The organism is Limnospira sp. PMC 1279.21 (assembly GCF_032349615.1).
Classification (GTDB): Bacteria; Cyanobacteriota; Cyanobacteriia; order Cyanobacteriales; family Microcoleaceae; genus Limnospira; species Limnospira fusiformis.
This window is the reverse complement of record NZ_JARPLU010000039.1, coordinates 13,327-33,543: the sequence shown is the minus strand read 5'-3', so window position 1 is coordinate 33,543 and position 20,217 is coordinate 13,327. Positions and strand designations below refer to the sequence as shown.

Genomic DNA, 20,217 nt, shown 5'->3' with positions numbered 1-20,217 from the left:
ATTTGTTTTCAGGGCGGTTTCACCAGGCTCTACAACTTTTGTCCTGTACTTAGAGTCGCAAGGACTCCCAACTTTTCCCCTTGCCCTTTTGGGCGCAGCGTGTCCACCTATTTCGCTGCTAGTGTATTACGATGGTTCAAGCCGGACATTCAGTTTCCTTAATCATGGATGGTTGGCAGTGGTCTCGATTCCGGTATTAGGTTACACCTCGGAGCCTTCCGTTCCCCGCTTTAGTCCTAGGGTTGTGAGTCCTAAAACTAGGGGTGGCTATCGCCGTTACCCTCTGCTCTGTGATTTCTCAGTTCGCTTAGGACCTTGGGTTCCCTGCCTTGCTTAGTTCGCTAAGCGTCGGGACATATAAACAGTTATGAGGATTATCAGGAGAGGTTTCCTTATATCCAAACTCGGGGCTGGAATCCTCACCGGCTAGTGATTTATGGCATTTCAGCCCTATTTAATACCCGAACGTCTCACACCTTGCGTTTACACTTATCACTACTGCCTTGTTGTGGGCTGAGTCTTAGAGGGGTTACAACGTTCCATTTATACGGGCATTCTATCGTTAGATTTGTCCTTTCCACCGGGGTACTTTTAAAGGTCTGTGTAGGTAGTAATGGTAACCTCCTACTTTTTCTCCTTACTCTTTTGATCGCAGCGTGTCAACCTATTTCGCTACTCTGTATTTACGATGGTTCAAGCCGGACATTCGGTTTCCCTAATCATGGATGGTTGGCAGTGGTCGCATTTGGTAGTAGGTTCTACTTCACGCCTTCCGTTCCCCGCTTCAATCCCAGAATCGTGTATCCTGAAATTGGGGGTGGCTATCGCCTTTACTCTCTACTCCCTGATTTCTCAGTTTGTTTATGACCTTGAGTTCCCTGCCTTGCTTAGATTTCTCCAAGCGTCGGGACATATAAAAAGTTATAGGGATGGTCAGGAGTGCGCTCCTTATATCCAACCTAGGGGTTGAAGTCCCTACCAAGTAGTTATTTTAGGCATCTCAACCTTATTTCATACCTGAACGTCTCGCACACCTGAGAGTCATTGTAGCAGGTTCCTCGCCAAAAATCAAGAGTGTGGTTCACCAAATAGGATAAAGGAACAGGTCAAACTCTTAATCATTTCCGTGGTGACATCACTTACAGCCAGACCCCCAGCGGTGCGACGACGCATCGATCGCAATACCACCAAATCAAAGGACTGAGAGGCTTTCAGAAGCGCATCAGATACATTGTCATGGACTAAGACCTGAATATCAGATTTGACCTGGGGTCCTGATGCTAGAATTGTGGATAATTCCGACTCCAACTCATTCACCTGTTCCCTAGAAGTGCGGCGATCGCAAACTTGCAATAACATTACCTCAGCTTGGTTACTATCAGCAAACAGTTGAGCAAACCGAATAGTTCTAATCGCCTGGGGGGTGATATTTTTAACCGGAACCAAAATCCGATGAATGTCAATAGGTGCTTCCAATAGCTTTAAGACCGCTACCGGACAATGGGAAGACCAAAATACATTATCAATCAAGTTCCCCAAAAGTCTGGCTCGTAAGCTAGTGTTATAATTCCAACCAATCACAATTAAACTCGCGTCAAATTCCCTAGCGGTGCGGCTAATTCCTTCAGCAATATCATCATCAATGCGGAGTCTTGTTTCAGTTTTGACACCAAACTCCTGAGCCACTTGTGCGGCTTTTTCCAAAAGGCGATCGCTCTGACGCAAGGTAACATCTAACTGAGGTTCATCCATTTGTAGATGAGCTTGGGTAATTGTGATCGGGACCACTAAACCCGACTCATGACGCGCCAATAAACCCGCCATTTCCACTAAATACCGCACCGACATAGGGTTAGATACAGCCACAATAACTGTAAATTTATTCCCGGGATTTTCTAAGCCTATTTCTGATTTTTTTTGAGGTATCCAAGCCTCATTGGGTGCTTGTAAATTAGGTTTAGGGATAGATAATCGACTCCCAAAACGAGCGGTTAATATTGGTCCCAAAACTGAAGTGACCAACATTAGCACAATCACCGTATTAAAGACTTGCTCAGATATCAACCCTACCCGCACAGAGGCTAAGGCAGCGGCGAGGGTAGCAGCCACCTGGGGAACGGATAAAGCCCACATAGTCATCGTTTCGTTCCAGTTATAACGAAACAGTAATTTCATCCCAGTAGCAGCCATTAACTTACTACCTAGTAAGCCTAAAACAATAGCTAAAGTTAAGCCAATACCAGTTGTTAAACTTTGAATAAAAGCCGGAACATCAATGAGTAATCCCATCCCCACAAAGAAAAAGGGAATAAATAGGGTACTACCTACAAACTCCACTTTTTCCTCTACCGGACTATGACCGATCACATCATTAACCGCCAAACCTGCTAAAAATGCACCGACAATTTGATCAACATTGATAATTTGTGAGCCTACAGAGACCAAAAAAACTGCCAGCATGACAAACAGAAACTGATTACTTTCTTCATTCCCTGTACGCCTAAAATATTCTTTTCCAGCCCAATCTAAACCAAACAGAACTATAGCAGTATAAATCCCTAAAGCTGCTAATTGTACAATTATGGAAGTCGCCGAAAAATCTCCCCCATGAATGGAAATACAAATAGCCAGCACCAATAAAGCGGCAATATCAGTAAAAATAGTGGCTCCAATAGTGACGACTACTGATTCATTGGCAACTACTCCTAATCGTGCTACAATAGGATAACCTAATAGGGTATGGGAAGCTAGTAGAGAACCAATCAAAATTGATGCGTTTAGACTGTAGCCAACTGATAAACCAATTGCAGTTCCTACGGTTAATGGAAAAGCAAAGGTCATCAACCCAAAAGATAGGGATCTATTTCGTTTGCGTCTAAACTCTTCTAGGTCAATTTCTAAACCCGCGACAAACATCAGGTAAATTTTGCCGATATCCGAAAGAAATTTCATAATTTCGGAGTCAGGAGACAAAACTTGCATTCCGTTGGGTCCTAATACTACTCCCGCAAATAATAAACCCACCAAACCGGGGAGTCGAAGACGCTCGAAAATGGGAGGAATGGTTAAACTGACTAGGATCAGAATTGTAAATGGGACTATGGGACTCTCTGGAATCAGGTTGAGAAATTGTTCCATATCAACTGTTAAGCAAGTTAGGCGGGTTTTAGGTGGGTTTTGTTAGGTTATCACAGATTGCACCATTAACTCTCAAAATTGTGAGCGATCGCCAACTATCATCAACCTCTGCTAGAATTTGTTAGTAATCCACACCGCTTGATAGGGTTGTAATATGTATTTAGAGTAAATGTCGGTAATAATCTCCCCACTGATTAAATCTAACCAAGGATCGATACAGATCAGGTTGACATCTCTTAAATTCAGTTGTTGGGGTTTATCGGTCAAATTAAAGATACAGAAAATGCTTTGGTCTCTGGTCATACTTTGTCGCCAAAACCCAAATAGCGATCGCTTCAATTGTAGGGTGTATTGAGTAGCGTTAGGATGAAAAGCACCCTGTTGGCGACGGATTTTAATGCGCCGACAGATTTCGCGGAATACAAGCGATCGAGGAGAATGGGGGTCCTCTAAATCCTTTTGTAAATCCTCAATCTGCCACTTATAGCGATTGATTGACCGATTCATTCCCGTCTGTTGTAACCTTTCATAATCATTGGGAGTAGCCAATAAACTATGAATATAAAATGCGGGAATCCCTTCTAAAGACATCATCAGAGTTTGGGAACAAATAAATCGCTGAATTTGCCAGGTATCCTCTCCCTTAACTGTGCCTTTCATCGCATCAAATAAGGAAATATTAATTTCATAGGGACTCTCACTACCATCTGGCTTTTTCCTCATGCTAATTTTACCGCCAAATTTCTCCATAGTCGTCAACAGGCTTTGATATTCCTCATCGGAAAGTAAACCCTCGGCGGGACGTAAACCAATGCCATCATGGGAAGCCGTAAAATTAAAATAAGCACAGCCTAGGGGTGCCGGTGGCATACTCATCATCCAGGTTCTGAGATGGTCTGATTTACCCTGAAGCATCGCATTTAACAACAGTGGCGGCAAGCTGAAGTTATAAATCATGTGCGCCTCATTTCGATTGCCAAAATAGCTCAGATTTTCCCGGTTTGGTACGTTAGTTTCCGTAATCACAGCTACTTCTGGATCTATCATATTTACCAGTTCCCGCAGTAGTTTAATAATCGCATGGGTTGGGGGTAAATGAATGCAAGATGTGCCGATTTCTTTCCACAGAAAACCCACGGCATCTAGGCGAATATATCTGGCTTTGGCGCTGACTATATAAAATCTGATGATTTTTAAAAACTCAATTAAGACATCAGGATTGGCAAAATTAACATCAATCTGATCTTCGCTAAAAGTCGCCCAAACGTGCTTTTCTCCATCAACAGTCTCTACTTTGACTAATACTGGACTGTTGCGGGGTCTGACAACTTCTGATAGGTTTTTGCCCGGTTCAACCACTATAAAATAATCACAGCCTGGTTTTTTCCCGGCTTGGAATTGTTGGAACCAATCGTGCTTACTGGAAACATGATTAAGCACTACATCTACCATTAAGTTAAATTGACGAGCAATGGTTTTGATATCTTCCCAGTCTCCGAGTTGAGGATTAACGCTTAAATAGTCACTGACCGCAAATCCATCATCGGACGTATAGGGAAAAAAGGGTAAAATATGCACACCGGTGATGGTATCTTTCAGGTTTTCTCCTAAGAATTTTGCCAAAACTTCTAGGGGTTTTCGGTCAGTATGACGGCTGTAAATACTATCCCCATAGGTGATTAATGTCACGTTGTTTTCTGTCCATTTGTTGGGGTTTTCATAGCCAGTGGGAATATATAAATTTTCGCCAATTACGGCAAATAGACGGTCTAAAATACTCGGAATTGTGGCGGGTTCGTAAGCGATTTCTAGCAAGGGCTGGAGGCGCATACAAAAATATTGATAATCACTATAAGTCGATCGCGTGGGTTTCATATTGTTTCCTCTGTGGATTCGATTGTTGAGAGCAATTAGCCAGTATACAGTAGATGATTAAATATCAACTTAATTCTCCTGGGGCTGAGGATATTGAGAATTGCGCCTAGGTTAAGAAAGGTTAAAATTTAGCATTTTAACAGTAAATTAAGTTATAGTAAATGCAGAGAACAGTCAGTGCAAATTTGCGTCAAGTTCTTAGTAGATGCTTTGGCCTGATCATGCTACCGTTTGTAGTAGGCTAACTATCCCCAGCTTTTAAGCATAACCGATTTTTCCATAATCGTCTAGGGGGATCAGCAATTTTGGTTGAAGCGTCCGCCACTTGAGGAGCGATCGCCATTTGAAGCATTGATCAATTAACAGGCTAAGTCTTATGTTGAGGAAAAACTGGTTGCGTCCAACTCTCATCTTCTGTTTCTCCCTATTACTGGGAATACTAACCGTAACAGCCGGAGCGATATCCGCCAATGATGGGACTTCCGTAGATGTGTTATTTTTTACCAGCGAAAACTGTCCCTATTGTCGTCAACAAAAAGCCTTTTTACTCCCCGTAGTCGAAGCGAATGACAATATCAGCCTAACCATGGTTGATGTTGACAACCAGCCGGAAAAATTCCAAGAATTTCTTGATGAGAATAACATCAGTAGTCGCGCGGTTCCCCGAACTATAATTGGTGATAAATCCTTTATCGGTTTTTCTCCAGACCCAGGAGAGTTGGAATTTATCCCATCCTATCAGGCTTATATAGGCTATCAGAACCAAATTATTAATGCTATTCAAGCCGAGTTAGGAACTGCTGTGATCATTCCCGGTCAAACGGTTAATGTACAGCCGACACCCACTACAACGCCTCCACCACAAGGTATACCTGTCTGGGTTTTATCATTTTTACCCCTAGCTTATGTAGTCACCTACCCAATTTTCAGCATTAAAGATAAACCAGTCGAAACGAAGAGATTATGGTTGGGGGGGCTAACCGGTGTAATTATGGTTAGTCTATTTTTGGCGATCGCATTTACCCCAGATGCAGTAATTAGAGGATTTGCTGCGGCTTTACCCTTTCCCCTATTTGTATTTATCATCGCCTTAGCAGACGGCTTTAACCCCTGTGCTTTTACAGTGTTAATTATCCTATTATCCCTGCTGACCTATACTAAAAGTAGGCGAGATATGGCGATAGTAGGTTCCACCTTTGTGGTGACATCAGGAGTCATGTATTTTGTGTTTATCATGGCTATGGTATTAGTGGGCTCAATTTTCATCGATAGATATGGTCAAATAGTGATGATTATATTGGGTGCTGTGATCACCATTGCTGGTTTAATTAACATTAAAGACTTCTTTTGGTTCAAAAAATCTGTGTCTCTGTCTTTATCCCAAGAACAGCAAATTGAGATTACCAAAAAAGCCCGAAACATCGTCAACCAATTACAATCAGCTAAAAGCGATCGCCGAAAATTTGCCGCCGCCTTATTGGCTACAGTTTTATTAGCAATTTTCGTCAACCTAGTAGAGTTAGGATGTACAGCCATTTTACCCACTGTATATATGGCAACCCTAGTCAACTATTGTCAGACCAATGTTTTACTGTGTTATAGTCTCTGGACGGCTTTTTATGCTGTAGTCTATATTCTGCCGCTATTGGGGATTCTCATCAGTTTTATTTACTCTTTTTCATCCTATCGTCTAACCGAAGAAAAAGGGCGATTACTGAAACTATTTGCGGGAGCCTTTATGGTATTCTTTGGATTAGTGATGATTGCTAAACCCGAATTACTGGTCTTAGGATAGAGCCACCCGTCAATATACCACCGTACAGAACAAAAACTTAACGCGATCGCCCAGTTTTTGTTTTAACTCATCTAGGGAGGCTGCATCACTCACCAAATTCCCGCCTTTGAGGGCTACCCATCTACCTCGGTAGCCCTGGCGGTTTTGGACAACCCAGTTAAAATTCAAAGACATCTCAGGGTTAGGTGGTAAGCGGTGAAACTCCAAGGTTTTCGGTCCAAAAAGCTGCATATATCGTTTAATTTTGTCCGAGTTAGGATAAGACTTAAACGCTTCGCAGGCTAAATCTGCGGCTTGATGGAAATTATCCTGACTCAAAGCGCGATCGATGGCGGTAATATATTGCTCAGGTGAGTGATTCATGGGATTTCACAGATAGTTGCGATCGCCTTTAAGAGAGGGTTAGGGGTTTTGTCAGTTCAATTTTCCGGCTTAGGAAGTTCCAGACCCGATAACAGGTCAGGACGGCGCTGTTGTGTGCGTTGAAGTTGTTGTTCTCGTCGCCATTGTTGAATATCAGCATGATTACCAGAGAGCAAAACATCAGGGACACGCATTCCCCGAAACTCAGCCGGGCGGGTATAGTGGGGATAGTCTAGTAGTCCATCCTCAAAACTCTCCGCCTTGAGGGATTCAACCTTACCCACAGTACCCGGTCGCAGGCGCACCACACCATTAATCAAAGCCAGGGCTGGAATTTCGCCCCCAGTTAGGACGAAATCACCCAAAGACACCTCGCGAGTCACCAGGTGCATGACCCGCTCATCGATGCCTTCGTAGTGTCCACAAATCAAAACCAGTTGGTCATAACCAGTAGCCAAATCGCGAAATAGTCCCTGGTGCATAGTTTCCCCCTGGGGGGTCAACATAATCACCTCTCGTCGGGGAAGAGAGGGAAGGGACTCAACTGCCGCAAAAATCGGCTCAGGTTTCAAGACCATTCCCACCCCGCCGCCGTATGGTTCATCATCGACTCTTCGGTGCTTGTCCAGGGCAAAATCCCTAGGATTAGTGCAGTAGACCGCCGCGATCTGGCGAGCTATTGCTTTAGCTAGAAGTCCTGACTGTAGGGGGCTAGAGAAAAATTCAGGGAACAGAGTAATAATGTCAAATCGCACGGAACCTCAAACCAAGCCAGTAACTGTATGATTAACCCTCCAGCCACCGTACCTGCTATGGTAGGTGCTTGTTTCCCAGAATTGCTCCTGAGAGATACCTCGACAGGCAGCAAAACCAGTAGATCTGACGACTGACTGATGCCAACCGTTCCCAGAGTTAGCAGGCTCGGGCAATGCCTGACTTTTACTCTCAATCGGTCGCTTGCTGGGAGCTGATAGAAGCATTGTAGCAAATTGGTACCGACTATGGCTGAAAAAGATGGGCGCGTCATACTTTTAGCCACAGCCATTAGACAACTTGAGCCTTACTGGCAACCAACCAAAAAGATAAAAACAGATGTGATCCGTGAACAAGAACAGACTCCTTGTTATAAAATCGGGCAGCGGGGCTTGGTGTAACACCCTCGATCCCGAAAATCTGGGAAAGTCCGGTGGGTCTGGTGGGTCTAAAGAATTGTTTAAATCCGTATCAAAATATACTAAAATGCTAATATTTGCGCTAATTTGGTAATTTTTCCTGGCAGCATCTGTGTGCATTTCCGGCAAAAGGAGATTAAGCGAGGGTCTGCCAAGCAAATAGAATCTGGTGTGATCACCTTCAAGTCCAAATTTATCCGGGTTCCCTGACAGGATTTAAGTTAAATTGGCTATTAAGCAAATGTTAAGTTCGAGCATCTCTAAGTCAAGAGATTCGGGAATCCGGGCAGGTGATGGGGTGAATCGAGAAAGAACCATAACCCATTGGGAAACTAGCCAGATTCTTGGTCAAATTGGGTAAATATCCTCTGGTTAGGGCGATGGTTAGTGTCACTCACCTACAACCGAGGAGGGCAACTTCACAAGACACAAAGTTTTGCTGTCCCCTTTTATGCCAAATTTATGTCAGAAGGCAGTGAAGTCAAACCAGACCCGGAAAAGGGTGGTGGTGCAGAATCTGGAGTCCGCCAAAGAAGCCCGCTAAGTTGAATTCATGCCTATCATGAGGAGAACAATATGCAGCAGTTGACATCTCAAGCCCTTGAACAAATGATTAATCCAAAAACTCAAACCTCAATTTTAGTCATTGGAGGAGCCGAAGATAAGATTCATGGACGTGAGATTCTGCAAACCTTTTTCAGTCGTGCTGGGGGGGAAAATGCCCAACTGGCAATTATTCCCTCAGCCTCCAGAGAACCGAGTATTCAAGGAGAACGCTACCAAAAAATTTTTGAGAATATGGGAGCGAAGACCCTGAAAGTATTTGATATTCGGGAACGTCATCACTGTGAAGATCCACAATGGCACGATTATTTAGAGGATTGTACAGGGGTGTTTATGACGGGAGGAGATCAGTTAAGGCTGTACAGTTTGTTGGCAGATACGCCGCTAATGGAGAAAATTCGGGTAGCAGCTAGGGCGGGTAAAATAGCCCTGGCGGGAACCAGTGCCGGGGCGGCGGTGATGAGCCATCACATGATCGCTGGGGGGGGTAGTGGGGAATCTCCTAATCGATCGCTAGTGGATATGGCTACCGGGCTGGATATTCTACCGGATTTGATCGTAGACCAACATTTTCATAATCGCAACCGCTTCTCTCGTCTAATTAGTGCGATCGCCGCCCATCCCGATAAAATGGGGATTGGCATTGATGAAGACACCTGCGCCATGTTTGAAGGAGAAGGGCGAGTGCGGGTAATTGGTAAGGGAACCGTGACCATAATAGATGCTAAAGATCTATCCTATACCAATGTAGCCCAGGCGGGGGCTACGGACCCACTGAGCTTATTTAACCTGCGGGTCAATATTCTCTGCCACGGTGACAGTTATAATATGCGAACCCACACCGCCTTCCCAGCAGCAGCCAGCTTATAGTTCGGATTGCTGTATCATATTCAGGTCGCAAAACTGTTCGCATTGAACAGTTTTGAGGTCTTTGAAGTTTGACATTGAATAACACAGAGACTTGTCACCAAAATAATTCCTGGATCACCCACCGAGACAGATATGAAAATTCTTAGAATCCAAACTCTCAGAGGTCCTAACTACTGGAGTATCAGACGACACAAGCTGATCGTAATGCGTCTTGACCTAGAAGAATTATCAGAACGCTACTCCTCAGATATTCCCGGATTTTATCAAGGTTTAACCTCCGTTTTGCCTAGTTTAGTAGAGCATTGTTGTTCTCCGGGAGTGCGGGGTGGCTTTCTCAGTCGGGTGGAACGGGGAACATTAATGGGTCATATTATTGAGCACGTGGCGCTGGAACTGCAACAACTAGCCGGAATGCCTGTGGGGTTTGGTCGGACGCGGGAAACCTCCACGGCGGGAGTGTTTCAGGTGGTCTATGAATACGAAAATGAACAGGCGGGCCGATATGCAGGGCGGGCGGCGGTGCGTCTGTGTCAGAGTATTGCCGAAACTGGCAGTTATCCGGCTGAAGAACTCACTCAAGACCTCGAAGATCTCAAGGAATTAAAAGCCCAAGGGTCCCTCGGTCCGAGTACGGAAGCGATCATCAAAGAAGCGGAATTTCGCCACATCCCCTGGATGCAACTAAACGCTCGCTTTATGATCCAGTTTGGTTATGGTGTCAATCAAAAGCGCATCCAAGCTACCCTCACCAGTAGCACTGGTATTTTGGGGGTGGAACTGGCCTGCGATAAGGAAGGCACTAAACAAGTGCTGCGGGATGCGGGGATTCCTGTACCACGGGGGACGGTAATTCGTTACTTTGAAGACCTCAGTGATGCGATCGAGGATGTGGGGGGCTATCCCATTGCTATTAAACCCCTAGATGGCAACCATGGCAGAGGTATTACCCTAGATGTGACTCGTTGGGAAACGGCTCAGACAGCCTATGATGCAGCCAGTGAAGCCTCAAAAACCCGTAGTGTGATTATTGAGCGATTCTACAAAGGTCGAGATCATCGGGTTTTAGTCGTCAATGGTCGGGTGGTAGCAGTTTCGGAAAGAGTCCCCGCCCATGTGGTTGGTAATGGTAAATCCACCATTGAGGAATTAATCGAGGAAACTAACAAAGACCCTCGCCGGGGAGATGGACATGATAACGTCCTCACCAGAATTGTGGTTGATCAAACTGTGCTTTCTATGATTGAGGAAGCCGGATATACTATCGATTCAGTCCTACCAAAGGGGGAAGTTTGCTTTTTGCGGGCTACGGCTAACCTCAGTACGGGGGGCAGTGCTATCGATCGCACTGATGAAGTCCACCCAGAAAATATCTGGCTATTTGCTCGGGTTGCCAAAATTATTGGCCTAGATGTGGCCGGAATTGATGTAGTTACCCCAGATATTTCTAAACCCCTGCGGGAGGTGGATGGGGTGGTTGTGGAAGTCAACGCCGCCCCAGGATTTAGAATGCACGTCGCCCCCAGTGAAGGCCTACCGCGTAATGTGGCCGGGGCGGTGATGGATATGCTATTCCCTGGGTCTTCCCCTAGTCGGATTCCCATTCTTTCCGTCACGGGGACTAATGGCAAAACTACCACCACTCGTCTGTTAGCCCACATTATGAAGCAGACGGGTAAAGTAGTTGGTTATACCACCACCGATGGCACTTATATCGGCGATTATATGGCTGAACCGGGGGATAATACGGGACCCCAAAGCGCTCACCTGATCCTCTGTGACCCCACCGTAGAAGTCGCCGTCCTGGAATCGGCGCGGGGGGGAATTTTGCGATCGGGTCTGGGTTTTGATACCTGTGATATCGGTGTCGTCCTCAATGTCGCTGCTGATCACCTGGGTTTAGGAGATATCGATACCATTGAACAAATGGCTAAGGTCAAAAGTGTGGTGGCTGAGGCAGTTAGCGATCGCGGTTATGCTATCCTTAATGCTGATGATCCCCTAGTGGCTGCCATGTCGGAACGGGTGAAGGCTCAAGTGGCTTATTTCTCCATGAATCCCGATAATGAGATTATTCTGCGCCATACGGAAGCCGGAGGATTGGCCGCCGTCTATGAAAATGGCTATCTGTCAATTCTCAAGGGTGATTGGACGCTGCGAATTGAACAGGCGGTAAATGTTCCCCTCACTATGGGCGGTATGGCTCCGTTTATGATTGCTAATGCTTTGGCTGCTTGCGCCGCCGCTTTTGCTCAAGGGGTGAAAATTGAGCATATTCGCACCGCCTTGGCTACTTTCATTGCGTCGGCTGACCAGACTCCTGGACGCATGAATCTCTTTAATATGGGCAGTTATCATGCTTTGATCGATTATGCCCATAATCCCGCTAGTTATGAAGCCTTGTCTGGGTTTGTCAATAACTGGCCGGGGCCTCGGATTGGGGTGGTAGGAGGTCCAGGCGATCGCCGTGATGAAGATTTTGTGACTCTGGGTAAATTGTCCGCTAAGATGTTTGACCGGATTATTGTTAAGGAAGATGATGATACCCGAGGACGACCTCGCGGAGATGCAGCCGTTCTGATTACTCAGGGTATTGAAGAAGTCCTTTCACCGGTTCCCGATCCTCGGGTTAAGCATGAGACGATCCTTAATGAGACAGATGCCATTAATCTCGCCCTAGACCAGGCTCCCAAGGAGGCTCTGGTGGTGATTTTACCTGAGAGTGTTAATCGGGCGATCGCTTTAATTAAAGCGCGTAATCCCATCCTCGATACCAACCCAGAAGGCGCTAATTTGAGCGTCGCTAATGCCGAAATCAGTTAACAGGGAGCTCCGGGGTATCCACCGGCGGTGCGTCAGGTGACGCACCCTACTACCCTACTATTCACCGAGTAAAACGGCATCTTCTGGAGTCATAAACTCTAACACCTGTTGTCGAATCGCATTTTCCATACGTTTGCGAGATATTCGCTGTTCGGGAATGCGGTTGTCAAACAGAATTTTAGAAATTGTCTGAATACACTCCATAATTTTTTCCGCCTCCGTTTCGTTCATCATTCCCAGCGCCGTTGGAGATGGTTGCGGGTCTTCCTGTGGCGGCGTTGGTTCAGTTTTCGCTACCTCACTCTCACTATCAGAGTTAATATGTAGCTTTTGTTGATAGTGATTCGGAATACCCCAGCCGCGCTGTCCGGGGTGTTCATGTCCGAGGCGCTCATTTTCTAAGTATTCAGTCGCCGACTGATACAAAGCCTGTTCACGCCAGTAGGGAACAGTAAAATAGCCGAAGCATTTACGATATTCCTCTGAGTCCACCATATCCGAAACCAGTGCGCCTACACCATGTCGCAGCAGAATATTATCCCAATGGTGGATTTCCTCATCTCCGTGGGGTGTGCGCCCTAAAAAATGCTTACAGGCATTTTCGATAAACTTCAGGTTAGAACTATTTTCGTAGAAATGTTCTAAATAAACAGGTCGCACTACTAAACTTTTCAGGAAGTGGCGGATTCCTAGTTTACCTTTTTTGAAGTCTCTTTCTAAATCCCATAATTGCTTGCGTTCCGATTCGTAGGGCTGACGTTCTAAGACTTGCTGATAGATTTTACTGAGAACAAATGTGCGCTCTTCAACGGACGCATTATGGGTAGTCGTGATGGTTTCATGTAAGGGCATAGTTTCCGCTCCTATTATGCTTTAATCGCATCCAAAAATCACATCCAAAAAATACTAACTAACCTTTAGCACTCGCCGCGCCCCGTTGTACTGTTGCCATCAACTTAGGTGGAATGTCTAAGACTTCCATAATGATATCCATGTAAGGTTTCAGTAGTTGATTGCAAGTGCTGGGAAGTTTCTCCTGCATGGTTTCTTCCAAGCAGTGATAGGCTTTTAGACAGGCGACGTTTTTCTGATAGGCAGACAGAATATTAGCTAACCACAGCATCAAAGATTCCCGAAAATAGCGGGGGTCATCCCGTAACATAGCCACCGACATTAAGCAAATCGCCATGTTCATATCGTAAATACAGCGCTTGGAGTGTTGCTGCATTACTTCCGGGTGAATTAGCATAAACTTTTTCAAGGCAATCTTGATAAGTTCCGGTGATTTCGCCCGCAGAATTTCATAGGTTTTTGTCCGCGCCGGCAGGGTTTGAATATATTGATGAAAAGGTTTTAGTTCTGCGTCGCTTAGATAACGCCCATCTGCCTGGATCATTAACTCTTCCCATGCCAAATTAATTGTCGGCATTTTTGTTATCCTCTCACTCTGAATCGGCTATTGACTGTACACTTACTATTGTATACTGTCTTTTTAGAAGTGTGATGCTGACCCCAGACAAAAATCAACAAAACTCAGCAATTCGACATTATGGATAAATGATGCACATTTTGGCAGTTTTGTCAAGTGCGGAGAAGCGATCGCCACTGGTACATCGCCACTGATTCAGGGTAAATATTGAGTGGGATTACCTATTTAGTGATTTAGTTGGCTAGAATGGGAATGATGGGAATGTGCCACAATGGAACAGAGGGGCGGCGATCATGCGTCAGGGTTGGTACAGCCATTAGGAAATAGATAATTGCTGGTGAGGTCGTCAGTAGTGATAGGCTCGACTTGCCTTTCTATGTGAAAAGTGTTCGGAGAAAAACTATGAATATTACCAGTCTTAAACATTGGTCTGTAGGCACAGCAGCGTTAGGCATTCTGGCTCTGCATAGTGTCGCACCCAGTCTAGCTCAGTATTATCCCTTCTATAGCTTTTTTAACCCCATGTCTTCCTACTACGAGTCAGAAGACGATTTAGGGTTAGCAGAGGTTATAGGTAAACAGGACAGATTGAGGACACTGGGGAAAGCCTTACAAGACACCGGTTTGAGCCAACAACTCCAGGGGGAAACTTACACCATTTTAGCGCCAACAGACGCAGCTTTTGCTAATCTGCCCCGTGAAATGCGCGATCGCCTTTTCCGGCCAGAAAATCAGGGAATGCTGCGAGAGATTTTAAACTATCACGTTGTCGCTGGTCGCATCACCCAGCAGCAGGTAGAATCCGGGGAAATCACGACTCGGCAAGGGAACACTGTTCGCATTAGTGGCAACCCCAGAGACCAAAAACTAATGCTTAACGAGGCTAACGCTGATCAGTTACCAATTCCCGGTCCTAATGATAGTGTAATTGTAGTGATTGATCGAGTTTTGTTACCCCCCGGACTCATTCCCCTAGGAATCCAAAGCACAAACCCCCCCCAGGAAACAACTCAGCCGATACCAACTAATGATAATTCCTCTAACCAGGCTATGGTCAACCCTCCCCCAGTTTCCAGAACTCAGTTTATCTGTGAACAAGGGCCAGACGGTTTACCTACCACCTATGCAGTCACACCCAGAGGAAGGGTTCCTGTGATTAAATGGTATTCGGACTATTTCAGTGGTTCCGGCTATACCTCTGAACAACGCTGTCGGGAAGTTTCCGCGCGGTTCCAAAACTTTTACAGTTTGGGTTGGTTAAATTACATTACCCACGGCATAGTTAATCGCCAAAATGTCGTATGTGTGGCTAGTGACAATGCCATTCCCTGTTCAGGCGATCGCGTTTTATTCACTCTCAAACCCGGCTCAGACCCTGTGACTACTGTACAACAGCTTTTTAATGTTCGTGCCGGAGCCAGTAGTCCCCTATTTGAAAGCGAAGACGACAGCGGCGTGTATATTGACTTTAACAATTTTCTGGAAGCCACCCCAGTAGAAGGCACATCTACTCCCGCTACCCCATCTACTCCCGCTACCCCATCTACTCCTGTCACCCCAGGAAATAATCCCCCTTCTGGTGGACCAATTTGGTAGTCGTGAAGACCGAGGCACAGAAAACCGGAATTTCTAGTGATATTTTGTGCTTCAATTACAGCCTGTTCAGAAATCATCTGATCACCTCTCAAAGTCCCTCTCCCTCTCTGGGATCCAGATTTAGGGTGAGGGCAATGTATTAAGCGACTGGTGAACAAGCTGTATCCCTAAAATTATGGGGCAATAAAGTGAACCCAAAAATTGCCGTCAGGGAGGCACAGCCGCCGGATTAAAGAGTAAGAATAGGTTAGATATGCGCCACTTAAATCAGTACGATATCCACTAGAGAACCATTCGCCATAGGGGTCGTGAACTATGAACCCAGAGCTATTATAACCTACTACTGGCATGATGTGACCAAAGGAGGTAAAATAACCATGAATTACCGTAGGTTTTCCTTCCGCCAACCATTCTTTCACATCATCAATAGTCGCGTTAGTGGTGAAGTAGTCTTTACAGCCATACTCTCGGACAATTTTGGCTAAATCTTGGGGACTGTGGCGGCTATAGCCCTTATTGAGAGCATATTCATATAACTCATCTTCAAATTGACCATAACTAACCCGACGACGAGCCTGATAATAGCTGAGACACATAGCGATCGAGGTAACATTACATGATCCCGTAGGATTAAACCAGTTATCGAGTTGAGAAAAATAGGGAAAGTTCCGCAATCTCACTTCCGCTGGTAATAACTTGGGATAAACTAACTTTTTCCCCTGATATATTTCCCCGTGTTTATCAAAAATATACCAGATTGAATGCTGTTTAAAAGTTTCACTTCTGAGAGCAACTCTGATGTGATTTCGGTCTGGTTCAAAGGCTAATAACTGAAATTCTTGCCCAGCTTTAGCACCTTGTTTTTCCGATTCACTTAATTGAGCAGAATCAACGGGTCTCAGCTTCAGAATTGTATCCCTAGTGATTTTCAGGATGGGTATATCTGTGCGAATATCCTCTGGTTTCGTGTTCAGTAATTTTTGGGCGGTGATAGTTCCCAAAAAACCGCTTTCCCGACATTCTAACAACGCTTGAAAACGGTGCATAGCCGCATTTGACTTGGGGCCATAAATGCCATCGACAGGGGGATCAAGTAAGTTCAAACTCACCAAAATATTTTGAATCTGACGGGTGAGTTCTTCATCTGTGGCGATATCTTTGACATCGTAACGTTTATCTGTATTGACGATATCCTGGAGTTTCATCGTGGGTATTTATCTCAAATGGGATAGTAGGGTTATGGCCATCTTTTGGGTCTAGCTCAAATTAATCATAACATCAAAATCTTTCCCAGAGTCTTGATCATAGTTCAGCCTAGGTGGTTGAGAGGAATTAGACCGCCTAGGCTATTAATTGCTATAGTTTCACCGGGCCGACATAACCTCAGCTATAATCGCGTAACATCTTGCGAATTTCGATGCTGTGTAGTTCTTCCTGACCAATCATAGTGCGAGCATACTCTTCTAGGTAAATACTGGCATTTTCTACGGTTTCCAGTAGTTCTTTATACAAAGATAGAGCTTTTTTCTCATGGTTGAAACTTTCCGCCAATAAATCCTGTACCGAATGCTGATAAGTTTCCTCAATGGGAGCAATTTTTTGGCTGGGATGTCCTTCTAATCCTGTGAGAATTTCCCCCGCTTGTTGAGCATGGGTGAGGGACTCGGTAGCTTGAGCTTGAAAAAACTGCACAATGGGTAAACGATTGGGTCCGGTCACCATTAAGGAATAGTGAGTGTATCGAACCACCCCAGCTAACTCAAATTCCATGATGGAGTTAAGTAGCTCAATGGTTTTGTCCTGGTCAAGGTCTCTCATAATTTTCTATTAGTCTGTGAATCCCGCTTGACATCCTTCGGCCCTGAAAGGGACTGGGTTTGATAACTTCCCCAACCCCCATGATTACCATAACGATTATAGGACATTATGGCACGAGTTAACATTTGCTGCTAGTAGGTTGAGATGGCATTAGGGATATTCAGCTTAATTTATACCATGAAAAACGAAATTTGTCAAGGGGTAAATCGAAAAATTTAATCAGGGTCGGAGTGGTTAAGCAGTCCGGTTTATGGGAATTGTCAAACTTTCATAAATCCCGGAAATATGGGCGCGTTAATCGAGAATTATTGAACCTTAAATATCTGGCAAGCCTCAACCAAACCAGAAATTTACCCCCCCTAGTAAGATAATGTGATATTGGGGGCAATAATTAAGAATCACAGAATTGATAAATATGCCCCCCAAGGGCATTGTCAAATCAGACAATTTATGATTATGGAAAATCTGAGTGGTTTTAGGTATAATGTTGGTGGCAAACCCGACCATTGGTGTAATATGAACAAACAGTTGGGCAGATTAGGCAATATATTATTGTTGAGTATGATCGCATTATGTGCTTGTGCTGACACCGATAACCTACAGAGTCAAACATCAGAAACCCCTCCCTCCGAAACCACTGCTATACAGCCAGGGTCGGCGGAAATTGGGACTATGGAATTTCGCGCCAATGGAGAAGATTTGCTCCGGGAAGGTTGGGTGAGTAAAGATGGTTGGCAATTGTCATTTAATCATGTTTATATAACCTTTGCCAATGCCCAAGCCTATCAAACTTTAATCCCCTATAATCCCCACGCGGGAGTAGAACCCCTAGCCCAACAAATCATCAGTTTAGTAGAATTTAAAACCGTGGATTTAGCAGGAGGTGACCAGAGTGCAGAAACGATTTTAGTTAATCAAGTCCCCGCACCACCGGGGCGCTATAATGCGATTTCGTGGCAAATGGTTCCGGCGGTAGATGGTATGGCTGCGGGTTATTCATTAATGCTAGTGGGGACAGCCTCAAAAGATGGTCTAACTGTACCATTTAACCTGAGATTTAATCAAGAAATGGCGTTTACTTGTGGTGATTATGTGGGAGAAAAACGCAAAGGTATTTTGCAGCCAGGGAGTCGCGCCAACCTAGAAGCCACCTTTCATTTTGATCACTTATTTGGAGACCGAGAAGCGGAAGCGGAGGCGGCGATTAATACTCGTGCATTAGGTTTTGAACCCCTAGCAGCGATCGCCACTTCCGAGGGTGTAGATGCCAATTTAGATACACTCAGAGAACAACTAGCGACCGAGGACTATCAGAGAATCATGGAAATTTTACCGAATTTAGCCCATGTGGGTGAGGGTCACTGCGCCGAAAAGCAGATGCAAAGAGATTGATAAACTCCCACGGAATTAGGGTAAATTATCAATTACTTATTGTTGAATAATCAGGAGGATTTCATGAACTGGAAACTTTGTATATCCCTACTATTTTGGACGATCGCCATACCGGAATCAGCGATCGCCCATGGGGTCATAGTCCAATCTCAAACCACCTCAGCCATAAAAATTAATGCCACCTACGACACCGGGACACCCATGGCTAACGCCGAGGTGAGAATTTACACCCCCCAAGACCCCACTACCCCTTGGATGACCGGAAACACCGACGAAAATGGTCACTTTGTCTTCATTCCCGACCACGATAATAGCGGTTTGTGGGAAGCCACCGTCCGTCAAGCAGGACATGGGGCGTTAATTGCCATTCCCGTGAGTCCCCCAGGGGAACAGGTATCTCACAGCAGCGAAAATGCGATCGCTTCCAATTCCGCATCAAACCCCGTACAGAAATGGGTAGCCGCCGCCGCCGTAATTTGGGGATTTATCGGCACCGCCCTATTTTTTACCCGATTAAAACCCTCTGATGAGACGGGAGACAACAGCCCCCCTATAACCTCTCAAGAATCCGAAAACTAACCCACCATCAAACCTGACAAATATCATTAAATCATGCACATTTCCGAGGGGATTATTCCCGCGCAAACTTGTTTAGCTGGTTATGGAATCACCGGTTTATTAACCTGGTATTCTCTGCGTCAAATCAACCGACAAGCCAACCCCACCGCCAACATTCCCAAAGCCTCCCTTTTAACCGCCGCCTTTTTCGTCGCTTCCTCCATACATATCCCCATCCCTCCCGCCAGTGTTCATCTAATCTTAAATGGTCTACTGGGGGCGATTTTAGGATATTATGCTTTTCCGGCTATTTTAATCGGCTTAATATTCCAGGCGATTATATTCGGACATGGGGGATTAACCACCCTGGGAATTAATGCCATAATTATGGGAATTCCAGCTATAATAGCCGCCCTAATTTTTCAAAGTAGACATCGATTTAGTCAGCGTTTTAAACCTACCATCAGCCTAAATTTATTCGGGTTTGTAGCAGGTGCGTCTAGTGTAGGTTTGTCAACCATCTTATTTTTGACCATCCTGATTACCAATCTTCCCTCGACCCTGGAAAGTGAAGCCGAAAAAGCTGCCATTATCGCCCTAATTATCGCCCATATTCCCCTGATGTTTATTGAGGGAGTATTTACCGCCATGGTGGTTAATTTTCTGAATAGAGTCAAGCCAGAATTATTAACCCAATAACCCCTATTATAACTTGTTTACCAGTCGCTTAATACATTTCCCTCACCCTAAATCCCTCAGTCGCTTAATACATTTCCCTCACCCTAAATCCCTCAGTCCCTTAATACATTTCCCTCACCCTAAATCCC

General features: G+C 45.1%; 17 protein-coding genes. 9 read left to right on the top strand and 8 right to left on the bottom strand.

Features of this window, described 5'->3' with window-relative positions; genetic code table 11:
- Window positions 1–1,068: 1,068 nt before the first annotated feature.
- Entirely contained in the window at window positions 1,069–3,138 is a 2,070-nt protein-coding gene (locus P5683_RS08400; protein WP_006621422.1) for a cation:proton antiporter, read from the bottom strand.
- Window positions 3,139–3,249: 111 nt separating this feature from the next.
- Entirely contained in the window at window positions 3,250–5,013 is a 1,764-nt protein-coding gene (locus P5683_RS08395) for an alpha-amylase family glycosyl hydrolase (RefSeq protein WP_111892552.1), read from the bottom strand.
- Window positions 5,014–5,389: 376 nt separating this feature from the next.
- On the opposite strand from P5683_RS08395, the gene P5683_RS08390 reads away from it, so the two are divergent.
- Window positions 5,390–6,808, top strand: coding sequence for a glutaredoxin family protein (locus tag P5683_RS08390; protein ID WP_006621426.1), 1,419 nt, complete (start codon window positions 5,390–5,392; stop codon window positions 6,806–6,808).
- A 9-nt stretch (window positions 6,809–6,817) separates the two neighbouring features.
- On the opposite strand, the gene P5683_RS08385 is transcribed toward P5683_RS08390, so the two are convergent.
- Complete coding sequence (locus tag P5683_RS08385) at window positions 6,818–7,171, bottom strand: hypothetical protein (protein WP_006621427.1); 354 nt, start codon at window positions 7,169–7,171, stop codon at window positions 6,818–6,820.
- Between the two features lie 56 nt (window positions 7,172–7,227).
- Complete coding sequence (gene trmD, locus P5683_RS08380; protein ID WP_006621428.1) at window positions 7,228–7,926, bottom strand: tRNA (guanosine(37)-N1)-methyltransferase TrmD; 699 nt, start codon at window positions 7,924–7,926, stop codon at window positions 7,228–7,230.
- A gap of 246 nt (window positions 7,927–8,172) precedes the next feature.
- Here trmD and P5683_RS08375 point away from each other — a divergent pair, with 246 nt between their 5' ends.
- The 4 genes from P5683_RS08375 to cphA all read left to right on the top strand — a co-directional run bounded on the left by P5683_RS08375 (window position 8,173) and on the right by cphA (window position 12,597).
- A complete protein-coding gene (locus tag P5683_RS08375; protein WP_006669095.1) occupies window positions 8,173–8,325 on the top strand; it encodes a hypothetical protein in 153 nt (50 codons plus the stop codon).
- A gap of 405 nt (window positions 8,326–8,730) precedes the next feature.
- Window positions 8,731–8,892 carry a hypothetical protein gene (locus P5683_RS08370; protein WP_008057267.1) on the top strand — a complete coding sequence of 54 codons (162 nt, stop codon included), beginning with the start codon at window positions 8,731–8,733 and terminating at the stop codon, window positions 8,890–8,892.
- A 27-nt stretch (window positions 8,893–8,919) separates the two neighbouring features.
- A complete protein-coding gene (locus P5683_RS08365; RefSeq protein WP_006621430.1) occupies window positions 8,920–9,777 on the top strand; it encodes a cyanophycinase in 858 nt (285 codons plus the stop codon).
- Window positions 9,778–9,909: 132 nt separating this feature from the next.
- The gene (gene cphA, locus P5683_RS08360) at window positions 9,910–12,597 is read left to right on the top strand and encodes a cyanophycin synthetase (protein WP_006669096.1); all 2,688 of its coding nucleotides are present in this window, start codon (window positions 9,910–9,912) and stop codon (window positions 12,595–12,597) included.
- Window positions 12,598–12,654: 57 nt separating this feature from the next.
- On the opposite strand, the gene P5683_RS08355 is transcribed toward cphA, so the two are convergent.
- The gene (locus P5683_RS08355; RefSeq protein WP_006621432.1) at window positions 12,655–13,449 is read right to left on the bottom strand and encodes a phycobilisome rod-core linker polypeptide; all 795 of its coding nucleotides are present in this window, start codon (window positions 13,447–13,449) and stop codon (window positions 12,655–12,657) included.
- 58 nt (window positions 13,450–13,507) lie between these two features.
- Window positions 13,508–14,026 carry a phycobilisome protein gene (locus P5683_RS08350; RefSeq protein WP_006621433.1) on the bottom strand — a complete coding sequence of 173 codons (519 nt, stop codon included), beginning with the start codon at window positions 14,024–14,026 and terminating at the stop codon, window positions 13,508–13,510.
- Between the two features lie 402 nt (window positions 14,027–14,428).
- On the opposite strand from P5683_RS08350, the gene P5683_RS08345 reads away from it, so the two are divergent.
- Window positions 14,429–15,622 (top strand): COP23 domain-containing protein, encoded by a 1,194-nt coding sequence (locus P5683_RS08345; protein WP_006621434.1) that lies wholly within the window; start codon window positions 14,429–14,431, stop codon window positions 15,620–15,622.
- A gap of 173 nt (window positions 15,623–15,795) precedes the next feature.
- Here the strand turns inward: P5683_RS08345 and P5683_RS08340 are convergent, their stop codons facing one another.
- The gene (locus P5683_RS08340) at window positions 15,796–16,827 is read right to left on the bottom strand and encodes a C39 family peptidase (protein ID WP_006621435.1); all 1,032 of its coding nucleotides are present in this window, start codon (window positions 16,825–16,827) and stop codon (window positions 15,796–15,798) included.
- A gap of 178 nt (window positions 16,828–17,005) precedes the next feature.
- The gene (locus P5683_RS08335) at window positions 17,006–17,440 is read right to left on the bottom strand and encodes a bacterioferritin (protein ID WP_006621436.1); all 435 of its coding nucleotides are present in this window, start codon (window positions 17,438–17,440) and stop codon (window positions 17,006–17,008) included.
- Window positions 17,441–17,890: 450 nt separating this feature from the next.
- On the opposite strand from P5683_RS08335, the gene P5683_RS08330 reads away from it, so the two are divergent.
- From P5683_RS08330 to cbiM, 3 genes are all read left to right on the top strand, one after another.
- Complete coding sequence (locus P5683_RS08330; RefSeq protein ID WP_035759844.1) at window positions 17,891–18,832, top strand: hypothetical protein; 942 nt, start codon at window positions 17,891–17,893, stop codon at window positions 18,830–18,832.
- Window positions 18,833–18,895: 63 nt separating this feature from the next.
- Entirely contained in the window at window positions 18,896–19,411 is a 516-nt protein-coding gene (locus P5683_RS08325; protein WP_006621438.1) for a hypothetical protein, read from the top strand.
- A gap of 33 nt (window positions 19,412–19,444) precedes the next feature.
- Window positions 19,445–20,089 carry a cobalt transporter CbiM gene (cbiM, locus tag P5683_RS08320; protein WP_046320161.1) on the top strand — a complete coding sequence of 215 codons (645 nt, stop codon included), beginning with the start codon at window positions 19,445–19,447 and terminating at the stop codon, window positions 20,087–20,089.
- Window positions 20,090–20,217 lie beyond the last annotated feature (128 nt).

Bases quoted from the DNA above. Each gene is read 5' to 3' on its own strand.
- P5683_RS08400 (WP_006621422.1), bottom strand. From the start codon at position 3,138: ATGGAACAATTTCTCAACCTGATTCCAGAGAGTCCCATAGTCCCATTT.
- P5683_RS08395 (WP_111892552.1), bottom strand. From the start codon at position 5,013: ATGAAACCCACGCGATCGACTTATAGTGATTATCAATATTTTTGTATG.
- P5683_RS08390 (WP_006621426.1), top strand. From the start codon at position 5,390: ATGTTGAGGAAAAACTGGTTGCGTCCAACTCTCATCTTCTGTTTCTCC.
- P5683_RS08385 (WP_006621427.1), bottom strand. From the start codon at position 7,171: ATGAATCACTCACCTGAGCAATATATTACCGCCATCGATCGCGCTTTG.
- P5683_RS08375 (WP_006669095.1), top strand. From the start codon at position 8,173: ATGGCTGAAAAAGATGGGCGCGTCATACTTTTAGCCACAGCCATTAGA.
- P5683_RS08365 (WP_006621430.1), top strand. From the start codon at position 8,920: ATGCAGCAGTTGACATCTCAAGCCCTTGAACAAATGATTAATCCAAAA.
- cphA (WP_006669096.1), top strand. From the start codon at position 9,910: ATGAAAATTCTTAGAATCCAAACTCTCAGAGGTCCTAACTACTGGAGT.
- P5683_RS08355 (WP_006621432.1), bottom strand. From the start codon at position 13,449: ATGCCCTTACATGAAACCATCACGACTACCCATAATGCGTCCGTTGAA.
- P5683_RS08350 (WP_006621433.1), bottom strand. From the start codon at position 14,026: ATGCCGACAATTAATTTGGCATGGGAAGAGTTAATGATCCAGGCAGAT.
- P5683_RS08345 (WP_006621434.1), top strand. From the start codon at position 14,429: ATGAATATTACCAGTCTTAAACATTGGTCTGTAGGCACAGCAGCGTTA.
- P5683_RS08340 (WP_006621435.1), bottom strand. From the start codon at position 16,827: ATGAAACTCCAGGATATCGTCAATACAGATAAACGTTACGATGTCAAA.
- P5683_RS08335 (WP_006621436.1), bottom strand. From the start codon at position 17,440: ATGAGAGACCTTGACCAGGACAAAACCATTGAGCTACTTAACTCCATC.
- P5683_RS08330 (WP_035759844.1), top strand. From the start codon at position 17,891: ATGATTATGGAAAATCTGAGTGGTTTTAGGTATAATGTTGGTGGCAAA.
- P5683_RS08325 (WP_006621438.1), top strand. From the start codon at position 18,896: ATGAACTGGAAACTTTGTATATCCCTACTATTTTGGACGATCGCCATA.
- cbiM (WP_046320161.1), top strand. From the start codon at position 19,445: ATGCACATTTCCGAGGGGATTATTCCCGCGCAAACTTGTTTAGCTGGT.